Source organism: Rugamonas rubra (assembly GCF_900114705.1).
Taxonomy (GTDB): Bacteria; Pseudomonadota; Gammaproteobacteria; order Burkholderiales; family Burkholderiaceae_D; genus Rugamonas; species Rugamonas rubra.
Map to the genome: position 1 here is coordinate 1 of NZ_FOTW01000054.1, position 11,925 is coordinate 11,925.

Annotated in this window: 13 protein-coding genes; 5 read left to right on the top strand and 8 right to left on the bottom strand. The window is 70.5% G+C overall.

Annotated elements, in window-relative coordinates:
• Positions 1-403 precede the first annotated feature (403 nt).
• From BM252_RS29305 to BM252_RS29325, 5 genes are all read left to right on the top strand, one after another.
• Positions 404-673 (top strand): helix-turn-helix domain-containing protein, encoded by a 270-nt coding sequence (locus tag BM252_RS29305; protein WP_217429989.1) that lies wholly within the window; start codon positions 404-406, stop codon positions 671-673.
• An 86-nt stretch (positions 674-759) separates the two neighbouring features.
• Positions 760-1,068, top strand: a complete 309-nt coding sequence (tgmA, locus tag BM252_RS31325) for a putative ATP-grasp-modified RiPP (protein ID WP_093357055.1) — start codon at positions 760-762, stop codon at positions 1,066-1,068.
• Positions 1,069-1,071: 3 nt separating this feature from the next.
• Positions 1,072-2,076, top strand: a complete 1,005-nt coding sequence (tgmB, locus tag BM252_RS29315; protein WP_093357056.1) for an ATP-grasp ribosomal peptide maturase — start codon at positions 1,072-1,074, stop codon at positions 2,074-2,076.
• Positions 2,077-2,196: 120 nt separating this feature from the next.
• Positions 2,197-3,144 (top strand): methyltransferase domain-containing protein, encoded by a 948-nt coding sequence (locus BM252_RS29320; RefSeq protein WP_217429990.1) that lies wholly within the window; start codon positions 2,197-2,199, stop codon positions 3,142-3,144.
• Positions 3,145-3,245: 101 nt separating this feature from the next.
• Positions 3,246-3,656 carry a hypothetical protein gene (locus tag BM252_RS29325; RefSeq protein ID WP_093357059.1) on the top strand — a complete coding sequence of 137 codons (411 nt, stop codon included), beginning with the start codon at positions 3,246-3,248 and terminating at the stop codon, positions 3,654-3,656.
• A 57-nt stretch (positions 3,657-3,713) separates the two neighbouring features.
• Here BM252_RS29325 and BM252_RS29330 read toward each other — a convergent pair whose 3' ends face one another.
• From BM252_RS29330 to BM252_RS31335, 8 genes are all read right to left on the bottom strand, one after another.
• On the bottom strand, positions 3,714-4,007 hold the full coding sequence (locus tag BM252_RS29330; protein ID WP_093357060.1) for a hypothetical protein: 294 nt from the start codon (positions 4,005-4,007) through the stop codon (positions 3,714-3,716).
• The gene (locus BM252_RS31330) at positions 4,000-4,767 is read right to left on the bottom strand and encodes a hypothetical protein (RefSeq protein ID WP_174900724.1); all 768 of its coding nucleotides are present in this window, start codon (positions 4,765-4,767) and stop codon (positions 4,000-4,002) included. Before BM252_RS31330 ends, BM252_RS29330 begins: the two co-directional genes overlap by 8 nt.
• A gap of 4 nt (positions 4,768-4,771) precedes the next feature.
• Positions 4,772-5,593: a collagen-like domain-containing protein gene (locus BM252_RS29340; protein ID WP_139236816.1), complete on the bottom strand. Its 822-nt coding sequence runs from the start codon at positions 5,591-5,593 to the stop codon at positions 4,772-4,774.
• Positions 5,590-5,913 (bottom strand): hypothetical protein, encoded by a 324-nt coding sequence (locus BM252_RS29345; RefSeq protein WP_093357063.1) that lies wholly within the window; start codon positions 5,911-5,913, stop codon positions 5,590-5,592. The genes BM252_RS29340 and BM252_RS29345 overlap by 4 nt, the downstream gene beginning before the upstream one ends.
• A gap of 18 nt (positions 5,914-5,931) precedes the next feature.
• Entirely contained in the window at positions 5,932-7,197 is a 1,266-nt protein-coding gene (locus BM252_RS29350; protein WP_093357064.1) for a hypothetical protein, read from the bottom strand.
• A 2-nt stretch (positions 7,198-7,199) separates the two neighbouring features.
• Entirely contained in the window at positions 7,200-9,626 is a 2,427-nt protein-coding gene (locus tag BM252_RS29355; RefSeq protein ID WP_093357065.1) for a hypothetical protein, read from the bottom strand.
• A 3-nt stretch (positions 9,627-9,629) separates the two neighbouring features.
• Positions 9,630-10,469: a hypothetical protein gene (locus BM252_RS29360; protein ID WP_093357066.1), complete on the bottom strand. Its 840-nt coding sequence runs from the start codon at positions 10,467-10,469 to the stop codon at positions 9,630-9,632.
• Positions 10,470-10,472: 3 nt separating this feature from the next.
• Positions 10,473-11,925: phage tail protein (locus BM252_RS31335; RefSeq protein ID WP_174900725.1), on the bottom strand; the 1,453-nt coding region annotated here is incomplete at its 5' end.

The following is an 11,925-nucleotide window of genomic DNA, read 5'->3' on the forward strand; positions in this document are numbered from 1 at the left end:
CGCCTTCGCTCCCCGGCACGACGCTGCCGGGGACACGGGTTCGGCTGGGGAGCGCCGGGCCCGTGGCAGCGGGTCGACGCGCGGCGGCTGCGCCGCAACCGACCCGCGCGCCGCTCTGGTGCCGGACCGCTGGACGGCGCCGGAGCGGCGGCCACCGGGAGCACCGCCCCTTGGTGCACCCGGTGGCCCAAACCCTGCGGACAGTAAGGAGATCACGTGGAAGACGCCCACGACACCGAACCCGAGCAGGAAGCGCAAGAGCCCGAACCGGTCCACGACGCCAACGGCGTGCCGCACTGGCCAGGTGTCGGCCCGCAGCTGTGAGTTGCGGGAAGGAAACCGCCCCGGTGCCGGACGCCCGACCAGCACCGGGGCACGGCGGAGCAGCTTTCGAGCAGAGGTGATGATGCAGAGTTCCGATGCGCCGCAGGTCCCGCGGATTCCCGCTGAGGTGACGGTGGAGGGGGAGTACCGCGCCGAGGTCGCACGCGAGTTCCGCGCCGCCTACGAGAAGGGCGCCACCATCCGGGCCCTGGCCAAGGCCAGCGGCCGATCCTTCGGATTCGTGCGCAAGATTCTCAGCGAGTCCGGGGCGACGATGCGGAGCCGCGGCGGGCCTTGGCGCCGGGCACGTGTGCCAGAAGCCCAGACGGACCCGGCCGCGGTCAGCTGATCGTGCCCGCCCGGGTTACCCGACCAGCGGTTCCCCGCGCTGGGAACCGGTGGAAGAACGGCAGTACGGAGAAAGGAAGGGAAATCGTGACGACGTTCATTGACGATCCGCTCGCTTCGGCAAGCGGCCGGTTCGCGGGGGTGCCGGGAACCGGCGGCGAACTGGTCGAGGTCGGCACCAACGAGGCGCTGCGGCCGTTCGGGCTGCGCGTGACCCAGGACCGGCCGTTGCCGGTTCGGCCGGAGTTCGGCTACTGCCACGAGCTGCAGGTGGCGGTCGATCCGGACGGTTCCGGGGTGCCGCTGGTCGAGCGCATGGACAAGGACTGGAAGACCAAGGCCAGCAGTGACGGCGATGAAGGGCCGGAAGAGCACTACGACTGGGAAGAGCTGTAAGCGATGACCGTGGTCATCTTCGCTGATGAGGCAGACGCCCCGGTGGATGCCGTGGTGCGCACCCTCACGCGGCGAGGGGTGCCGGTGTTCCGCGCCGACACGAGCTGGTTCCCGGACCGGCTCGTGTTGGACGCGGAGCTCCGCGCTTCCCGCTGGGTGGGGTCGCTGGCCACCGAGCACCGCAGTGTGGCGCTGGAAGACATCCGCTCGATCTGGTACTGCTCGCCGACCCCGTTCCGGTTCCCGCCGGGGATGGCGCCGCAGTGGCGGACGCACGCGGCGCGGGAAGCGAAGTTCGGTTTCGGCGGCGTGCTCTCGGCGCTGCCGGTGCTGTGGGTCAACCACCCGAACCGGGCCGCCGACGCGATGTACAAGCCGCTGCAACTGGTCACGGCCGCCGCGTGCGGGCTGACGGTCCCCGACACGCTGGTGACGAATGCACCGGCCGCGGTGCGCCGGTTCGCCGAGGCCGCCGATACCGGGGTGGTGCAGAAGTCGTTCGCGGCGAACATCCTGACCGAGGATGACAAGCTCAAGATCGCCTTTACCCGCAGGCTCGACGAGGCGGCATTGCGGGATCTCGACGGCATCGGGCTGACCGCGCACCAGATCCAGCAGTGGGTCGACAAGGACTACGAGGCGCGGGTGGTCGTGGTCGGCGAGCGGGTGTTCACCATCGCCATCCACGCGCATTCCCCGGCCGCGCGTGTGGACTGGCGGGCCGATTTCGATGCGCTGCGGTACGAGTGGATTCCCACACCAGCCGAGGTGCGCCGCGGAGTGCGCGCCTACATGGACGCCTTCGGTTTGGCTTACGCGGCGTTCGACTTCAGCGTGAACCGGGCCGGGGACTGGGTGTTCCTCGAATCCAACGGCGCCGGCCGGTACGGCTGGTTGGAGAATCAGACCGGTGCGCCGATCACCGAAGCACTCGCCGACCTGCTCCAGGCGGGAATGGAGGGCATGACCCGTGATCGACTGGAAGCCGAAGGCGTGCAGCCTCGCTGATGAGCTGGCGGAGCTGGGCAAGCTCACGAGTTCGTCCCGGCCTACTACGTCCACGAGGCCGGTGGCTGGCGGCTGGCGGACACCAGTTCACCGGCCGGGCGCGATGAGTGGTTGCGCCGGGTGTACTCCAACACGGTGCTGATCACCGCGCTGTCCGACGGTGAGTCCGGGCAGGTGGTGCGCTCGTCGTCGTCACAGCCCGGGTTGATGGTGCGGATGCTCGAAGCGCTCGACGTGCACGACGGGCAGCGCGTGCTCGAAATCGGGACCGGCACCGGCTACAACGCCGCGTTGTTGTCCCACCGGCTGGGCGCCGAGCGGGTGTTCAGCGTCGATGTCGACGAGGACCTGGTGGAGACCGCCCGCGCCCGCCTGGCGGCGATCGGTCACCACCCGACGGTGGTCACCGTCGACGGCGCTGGCGGGCTGCCAGGGCACGCGCCGTTCGACCGGATCATCGCGACGTGCTCGGTGCCCGCGGTGCCGTGGTCCTGGATCGAGCAGACCCAACCGGGTGGCCTGATCCTCACGGACGTGAAACCGGCGGTCAACGCGGGAAGTCTCGTGCTGCTGCGGCGCACGGACGAGGGCGCCGAGGGGCGGTTCGACCGGACCTACGCGGCGTTCATGGGACTGCGGAAACCAGGCGCGGCCTACACCAGCATTGCCCGGCCCCGTGACCGTTCCAACGCGGTGGAGCGCACCACCAGCGTTGCGCCGGGGACGTTGCAGAACCTCGTCGTCTGGTTCCTCGCGGCGCTCGACCTCGGAGCCGGAGCGTCCAGCGGCTACACCGGGAGCGATCCGACGCAGGCCCCGACCGCTGCGTGGATCGCCACGGCCGACCGGTCGTGGGCCGAGATCGACCTGCAACCCGACGGCGGAACGTACCGGGTACGTGAAGGCGGACCGCGGTCCCTGTGGCGAGCTGTCGAGACCGCCCACGACACGTGGCTACGGCTGGAACAACCCGGATGGGACCGGTTCGGGCTCACCGTGACCCGCTGCGGCCAATGGGTGTGGATTGACGACCCCAGCAGCCCGCGCCGCTGGCAGATCCCCACCTGACCCGGAACGACGAACCCGCCCCCGCACCGACCGGAGATCCGGAAGGATGCGGGGGCGGGTTTCCTTCGGGCCCGCTCTCTACTAGACCAGCGAGGGGCGTGATGAGCATGCAGCGCGAGGCGATCGAGGCCGGATTAAGCGAGGCGGAAGCCGCCTACGGGGACACCTCCGACCCGTACCGCCAGGCTCAGGGCTACGACTCGGCCGCGATCCTCTACGCCGAGCTCGCAGCCCACACCGATGATCCGACATGGAAGAACGCCGCGATGCAAGCCGGGCAGCGGTACGCGGTGCTGGCCGCGCAGGTGCGGCACCGGCACGGCATCCCTACTCCGTTCCCGGCACGCGAGGCGGCGCTGTTGCGCGGCGCGGGCGCTCCAGCCGAGGTGACGATCAGGGTCGGCCCGACGCCGCGGGACAAGGTGGAAGCTGAACAGCTCGCTGCAGCCGGGGAGGTCTCGACGGTGGTCGTCCAAGCTGACGATGCGGTTACCGGCGGCAGCCGGAGCTGAAACGCGAAACGCGCCCCGCTCCCTAGCACCAGGTGCCGGGGAGCGGGGCGCGTTGGCTCAGGCGGCGCGGTGCCGCCCATCCTGTTCGGTCGTCGAGCTCGGCGGGGTGTAGGTCGGCGGCCTGGTCGAGCCGAGCAGTACCCGCGCGATCGGCGGCGGCAGGTGCGGTTCGAGCTTGCGCAGCAGCGGGTAGACGGCGGCGAGCACGAGCGGTACGACGAGCGTGGGCCCGGCGTCGCCGAGCCCGTCGACCAACCACGCGGGGGCGCCGCCGGTGACGAGTGCGGCGATGACCGCGGACCAGGCGGCGGGAACGATCGTGCGTAGCCACGCGGTGAGCTGGTCAGACATTGCCGTCGGCTCCTCGTGCGACGTTGACGTCGACGTTGATGGTGGCGTCGGCGATGGTGTTGCGCACCGTGTCGTCGATGCGCTTGATCAGCTCGTCGGCGTTGAAGTCGCTGCCGGTGATGGCTGCGGCCAGCGTGCGGATCGTCTCGGCCTGGGCGGCGAGCATGGCGCGGTTCTCGAAGCCGTAGAGGTCGCCGTTGAGGGCCGCTTCGGCGAGGCTGAGCTTGACGTCGGACCCGCGGACCCGTGACGGGTGGCGTTCGCGCCAGAGTACGTCGACGATGGCTCGCTTGGCGTCGTCGTAGGACACGTCGTCCTCCTGGTTGTTCGGGGCGGTGTTGGTGAAGCTGGGCAGGTTCCACGGGGTGTCGTCGTCGCAGTTGTGCGGGTTGACGCTGATGTGGAAGTGCTTGCGGTGCGGGTTCGCGCCGCGGTAGGGCACCCAGCGCCACGGGCTGTATCCGGGGCGGGTGTCCATGATCAATCCGTTGGCGATCAGGTACTTGATGCGCGGGTCGCGGGATGCGGCGAGTTCGTCGGTCAGGCGGTCGATGTCCATGCCGTGCGCGGGGTCGTGGGTGAAGTCCCTTGCGGTGACGACCCCGATGCCGTCGACCGTGTGCCACGGGTTGTGGTCGCTGCTGCGGGAAGCGTGCGCGGCGTCGCCGATCCCGCCATCGGATGCTGTGGAGCGGTCGGGGAATGCGTCGTTGAACTGCTCGCGGAGGGTTTCCAGCGAGCGCGCTACGCGCCACGCCATGTGATCACCTCGGTTCGGAAGTCGTGGAAGTTTCGGGGGTTTCAGTCGGCGGGGTGGTGCTGGCGTCGGTGGCCACGCAGCCCATGCCGGGGGCGGTGCCTCCGCTTGCGGCGAGGTAGAGCACCGGCTGTAGCTCGTAGCCGGTGGGGCAGTCCGGGCCGGGCTCGCCGCGCTGGCCTTGCTGGCCCGGTTCACCTTGCGGGCCGGGCGGGAGCGGTCCGGCGTCCTCGCGGCTGCCGTCGGTGTAGGTGACGATCAGGCGGCCGTCGTCGGCGGTGACGTCGGCGATGCCGCGCCCGTCGGTGCCGTCGGCGCCGGGGCGTCCGACGATGCGGCCGACCGTTTCGCGGGTGCCGTCGGAGTAGATGAGGACCAGGGCGCCGTCGTCGACGACGCTGGCGACGATGCCGCGGCCCTGCGCGCCGGGTGTTCCGGGTTGGCCGGCCACCGGGCCGACGTCGGCGGTGGTGCCGTCGGAGTAGGTCACGATCAGCTGTCCGCCGCGGATCGAGGTGGAGGTGACGCCGCGCCCGTCCGCACCATCGGCGCCGTCGGCTGGGGTGCGGGGTTCGCGCTGCGCCTGCTCGGCCGAGACGCACGCGGCACCGAGCCGGGCCGCGGCGTCGCCGCCCTGCGCGCAGGCACGGGCGACGTCGTCGGCGAGCTGGTCGAGGCGCTGCTCGGCGCTGTCGGCGCGTCCGGTTTCTTGCTCGGCGGTGTGCGACCGGTCAGCGAGTGACCAGGTCAGCCAGGCGGCCCACACCACCACGGCACCGAGCACCAGGGCGCGGGCGCGCGCCCACGTCATCCACTGCGGACGTCTCATGAGTCCCCCCGTAGTGCCTTGGCGGCGGCGTCCTCGGCGGCCCACCGGCGGCGCCGCTCGTCGTCGAGCTGGGTGGCGAGCTGGTCAACTCGGGCGCGCAGTTCGGCGAGTTGGTCGCGGAGCTCGGCGACTTCGTCGTCGTGGGTGGTGTTGATGCGCTCCAGCTCGACGGCGTGGCGCTTCTCGGCGTCGGCGAGCGCGGTCCGGTAGTCGCCGCGGTCGGTCGCAGCCGCGCGCATGACCCACACCAGCAGCACGACCAGGACACCACCGACTCCGGCCTGTGGTCCGGCCGATGCCAGGAGGGCGGCGATGTCCACGGTGCCCCCTTTGCAGCGTCAGGCGAAGGCGAACCAGAAGAGCTGGTTTGCGCGGGTCCACTTGGATTCGGTCGTGTTGAGCACTGCGGGTGGCGGAAAGGTCTGCCCGGCCTGGTACACCGAGTAGGGCCGTTCGCCGATGAGCAGCTGCGCGCCGGTTCCGGTGGGCGTCGAGGACAACCGCGGTGACGTGGTCCAACCGGTGGCGATCATGCAGATGGCGATGTGGTCGCCTTCGGCGATTGCGAGGTCGCCGATGGGGATGTGCTTGACGCCGGCCGTATTGACCTTGTCCTGGCCGTAGGCCCAGTGCCTCTCAGCCAGAGTCGACAGGCTCGGCCCGGTGTAGACCTTCAGGTCGAACGTGCCCGAACCGACCGCGGCGGCGGTGACGCAGAGCCGAAGCTCGGTCGCCGTGAAGTCCTTGGGTGAACGGGTGGCGACGGCGGTCATGTAGTTGTTGGTCAGCGATTCGCCCCATTGGCAATCCGATCGCTGGTGGGAGCTGATGACGTCGCCGTAGAGCAAGGTGTCGCTGGCGGTCGTCGGATAGAGGGCGCTCGCAGCGTTTTCGAGGTTGCCGATACGCCCGTCGAGCGCGGTGATTTCGGCGTCGTCGGCCTTGCCATGCAGCGCGGCCTGCAGGCCGGTCACATCGGCGACGGCGTGAACGTGCGCTGCTGGTGTCGGCGCGCTCGGCGACCAGGTGCCGGCCGAATACACCAGGGCTTGCCCGTCGGTCGCGCCGGTCGTGCTGACGTCGGTCAGCTCGTCGAGGACGGTCGCACCGGTGCCGCCGGAACTGGTGTTGTCGGTGCCCGGCGCCCAGGTGCTGCCGTTGAACTTCAGGACGTGGCCAGCGGCGGCGCCCGCGGTGGTGACGTCGTCGAGCTGGTCGAGGGTGGTTGCTCCGCCGCCGGTGCCGGTGGCGTCGTCGGCGGGCGCCCACGTTCCGGCGCTGAACTTGAGCACCTGGCCGTCGGTTGCGCCCGTGGCGGTGACGTCGGCCAGGTCGTCGAGCACGGGTGCCGGTGCGGTTTCCAGCGTCGACAGCCTCGCGTCGTGGTCGTCGAGCTCCGTCCGGAGGCCGGTGACCTCGCTGATGGGGTGGGTGTGCGGCGGGGGTGCGGATTCCAGCGACAGCAGCCGGGCCCCATGGTCGGACAGCGTCGAGGTGTGCTCGGCAACCGTGTTCGTCGTGTTGTTGCACTGGTCGATCAACAGGTTTTGCTCGGCGGCGCGGGCGATGCGCTCGGGGTTGCTGGGCACGTGGGGGATCGTCACGGTTAGCTCCAAACGAAAGTGCTGTCCCAGCTGGAGGAATCCCAGACGCCGGGGGCGGGCGGTGCGATGGCTTCGACTTGGTAGGTGTCGGTGAGGCGGCCGTCGTCGTCGACGGAGCGGGTGAGGCCGTAGATCTGGGTGCGCAGGTGCCCGAACCCGCCTTGGTCGGCGATCGCGATGCAGTCGAGGTTCTGCACGCGCGGGTCGCCGGGCACGGTGATCGCGTCGGAGACGGGGATGGGGTTGCCGATGCGCGGAACCAGGCGGTCGAGCATCGCCCGGGTCTGCCACTCGTCCTGCAGCCACTTCCCGCTCAGCTCGATGACGCGTTCGCCGCGGGTGGCGATGGACGCCTCGTTGCGGATGGTCCAGGTTTTCTCGGCGTCTTCGACAACAACGGACCCCTCGAGGCGGAACCGCGGTTGTCCGTTGGGGTTGACGAACCCGACCGGTTCGGCCCAGCCGTTCCACACCCACAGCCGGACCAGGCCACGGGAGACGAATTTCTGCTCGGTGGATGCCGACGTGCCTTCGCGGTAGTCGGTGCCGGTGTAGACCTGGCGACCGTGCCGGGGGATCTGCTGATCCCACGGTGCCGCTTCGGCGATCAGCGGCAGCCCCCAGGGGTTGACGGCGATGGTGTGGTCGTCGGCCTGGATGAACAGTTCGCGCGCGGAGCGGGCGGGGATGATGAACTCGGCGGGTAGCAGCTCGCCGGATGCGGCGCGGGCGAGCGGTACGCCGTCCTCGCCGAGGTCGTAGGCGATGCCCACCACGGTGCGGGCGCTCGTGGTGGTCACCGACCAGACGTTGCGGACGCTGTCCAACGTCGTCCGGAAACCCAGGTTGCCGAGGTCATCGAGGGTGAAGGTGCGGACGGTTGTGGCCTGGCGGTCGACAACGTCGTCGTGGTTGTAGAAGCAGAACCGGCCGGACTCGTCGAACAGGACGAGGCCGTATTCGGCGCTGGCTACGTCTTTGGCGAGGGTGAACGCTTCGAAGGACTCGCGCAGGGTGTGGGTGGCGCGGTTGCGTCCCCAGGACACTTGGGCGGTTCCGGCGGGGGTGGTGTCGTAGGTGATCTGGGCCAGCGGCGGCTTGGCGGCGCCGTTGACGATGGCCACGTCGGAGACGGCCCAGGTGTTGCGGATGGTCACCAACCCCGACAGCCGGTCGATGTGGGCGGTCGTGGCGCGGTTGGCGACCACGCGCGGCGCCTGGCGGCGGTCGTCGATGCACGACCGCATCTCGATGTCGCCGTTGGACCACCAGGCGAAGGCGGCTTCGTAGTAGTGCCAACCAGGCTCGGAGGGCAAGGGGGAGAACGGGCCATCGATCCGCTCGTAAGTGTCGCCGCCGAGCTGGTCGTTGTCGAAGCTGGTGGCGTACTGCATGCGAGCCAGGCCCGCGCCGTTGCTGGGCTCCAGCGCGAGGGTGAAGCGGTGCCCGCGGACCTGCAGCTCGATCGCGGCGGTGGCGGCGTCGACGTTCGGTCCGGTCCAGTAGAACCAGCCGCCGAGCACCCACGTGGAATCCGCTGCGCCTGCGACACCGCGGTCGAGCTCGTCGATCCAGTAGGTGTGGAACCCGGCGGCTTCTTCACCGCGGGGAACAGCTTGGCGGGCGAGGTAGCCGTGCGGGCCCTCCCGGTATGCCTCGGCGCGGGCGCGGTGCGCGGCGTCGCCGGTCTCCCACGCTTCGGTGCGGTGGATGCCCTGTTCGTTGTCGAGGGTGCCGACCTCGGGCAGGATGCTGCCGTGCATGGGCACTGACAGGACGACACCGGTGCGGTACGGGGCGGCGGAGAGTTCGTCGGGCCAGCTGAACCCTCGCGGGCCCATCGTGAAACCGCCGGCACGCGCCGCCAGGTCGATCAGGCTGCTGCTGTCGATGAGCTGGCCGCGCTTGAACCCTCGTTGCAGGTGGCGTTCCCACAGCGCGTACGGAGGCAGCTGCACCAGGCCGCGCAGTTTCTCGGCGTTGTCGAGGCATTCGAGCACGACCGTGCCATCGCCCCGATCGGTCGCCGGACTGCGCACGACGCCTCGGAACTGGGGGAACCACTCGAACCCGTGCTCGTCGGTCCAGATGGCGACGTCGAGCTCGACCTCGGCGCCTTCGACGTCGACACCGAACAGCAGCGAATCACGGTTGTAGGGGGCGAACTGCACGGCGATCGGGTCGCCGTCGATGTCACCGGTCAGCGGCACCGTGAGCCGGGCCGCGGCGTGGCCTTCGATGAGCAGCAGCTCGTCGGGTGCGGTCGAGGACACGATGTGCTCGCGCCGCCACGGCTTGACGAACCGCGACAGGTCCGACAGCGCATGGTCGAAGCGGCCGTCGCGGTTCCAGTCCACCCGGAATCGGGTGGCGAACGTGCGCTCGGGCGCTTCGATGGCGCGGGCAGCTTCGGGGGTATGGGGCAGCACCGGTTACGCCTCCAGCAGCGTCAGGGTGGGGTGGGTGAAGCCGCGGCGGGCGGCGGTGAGCGGCAGTTCGTCGACCATCACCACCGGTGCCCCGCCGCCGAGCGACCAGCCGGTCGCGGCGTCGCCGGGCTCGACCTGTGCGGCGGCCAGCAGTAGCGAGGTCGCGGCCGGGGTGGAGGTTGGGGTGATCCGCAGCGACACGCCCCACAACCCGCCGGTCGGCGGGACGGTCACGGCCAGCCGCCGCCAGACCTCCGGGGTGAGGGTGACCGGGGCGGCCTCGGTCGCCGCGGTGTAGCCGCCCGCCGTGTAGTGCTCGGCCGCCAGCTGCACGGCCACGGCGTGTGGCGAGCGCACCCACACCGAGCCCGTCACGGCTTCGCCGGGCAGCACCGGCACGGGGTGCGCGTGGTCGAGGCGTAGCCCGGAGCCGAGCGCCCACCCTGACCACGCCAACGCGGCTCCGGCCAGCGGCACCGGATCGGGCCAGGCTGGTGACGGCGCGGTCGTGCCCGCGGTGAGAGCCACCCCGGAGGAGTCCCGCCCGCCGTAGCCGACGCTCGCGGCGGAGCGGGACAGGCGGTTTCGGCGCCACCCGGGCAGCACGAACCGCAGCGGGCCGCGGATGTGCCGGTCGCGCAGGGCTTCGAGGTAGTCGCGTTCGGAATCGGATAGCCACTTCCACGTGAACTCGAACTGCCCGCGGCTGCCGAGGTAGTCGACGGTGCGGGCCCCGGACAAGGCGACGTGCGTGCCGCCCTGGCGGGGGTGCTCGATGCGGATGTCGGGCCGGGGTGCGCGCAGGCGGGCGAGCCTGCCCAGCGGGCCCAGATACAGCGGCACGGCTCACCTCCTGCGGTCTGCGGCGTTGACGCGGTTGACCACGCGGGCCATGACCCGCCCGCCGGAGTCGTCGAGGGTGAATGCCATGCCCGCGAGGGCTTCGCGGAGCTCGGCGACCCCAACACCCGACGGCGCCGCGCTGGTCGCTGCGGCCGGGGCGCTGGCCGCTGTCGCGGCCCGGCGGGAGTAGGCCACGGAAGCGGGCGCGGCGATCGTCGGCGCCGCCAGCGCCGAGCGCACCCCGCCGGCCACCTGGTGGGCAGCGGCCACAGCGAGGCGGCCGTTGGCGGCGATGGAGTCGGCGAAATCGCGGGTCAGCGCGGCACCCGAGTACGTGGTGTAGCCGTGCCCGGAGAACGGACCCTCGCGCGCCGGGGAGAACGGGAACAGGTCGCGGATCGAGCTCAGCGCGCCGGAGATCTTGTCCTTGACCCAGCCGACCGCGGACTTGATGCCGTCCCACAGCCCTTGCAGCAGCGCACGCCCGGAGTCCCACAGCAGCGTGCCGAGGTTGCCGAGCGCGTCGAGGATCTTCCCCGGCAGCTCCTTGACAAAGTTGACCACATTGGACACTCCGGTGGTGACGGCGTTGACGGCGGAGTTCCAGGCGTTGCGCGTGGTGTCGACGCAGAACTGCCAGGCGTCGGAGAGGAACTGCCGCACTCGCGTGATCATCTCCACGTGAACTGCGACGATGCGGTCCCAGATCCCGGAGAAGAACGACACGATGCCGTTCCAGACCTCCGAGACCGTCGAGGTGATGCTGTTCCACGTCTCGGTGAAGAAGGACACGATGCCGTTCCACACCGACGCTGCGGTCGTCTTGATCCACTCCCAGGCCGCGAGCAGATACGCCTTGATCGTGTCCCAGTTCGACACGATCAGCACCGCCAGCAGGACAACGGCGGTGATGATCGCGGTGAACGGGTTGGTCAGCATCGCCACCCGCAGCACCTGCAGGATCAGCGTGACGGCCTTGAAGGCGTTGACCAGGCCCATCACGATCGAGATGGCGGGGCCGAGCGCGGCAGCTAGCCCGACCACGGCAATGGTCAGCGGGCCGATCCAGGACATGTTGGCCTGAAGGAACGTGGCCATGGCCAGCAGCAGCGGCGCGGCGGCCTGAATGGCCGTGACCAGGGTCGCGCCGACCTGCGCCGCGAGCTGGCCGACCGCTGGCCCGAGCTCGGCCACCACCGGACCCAGCGCGGTCACCAGAGCGGACACGACCGATGTCAAGGCGGGGACCAGGCCAGCCGCGGCGGCCGACAAGCCAGCGAAGATCTGCCCGAGCGCCGTCGAACCCTCTCCGCTGGCCAGGAACGCCGCGAGGCGACCGGTCAGGTCATCGAGCGTGGCCAGTGCCCCGCCACCGTCGGCGGACATCGCGGAGAAGATCGAGCCGACCACCGACGCCAGGTTCCCGACGATGCTGCTCAGCGTCGACACCGCGTCG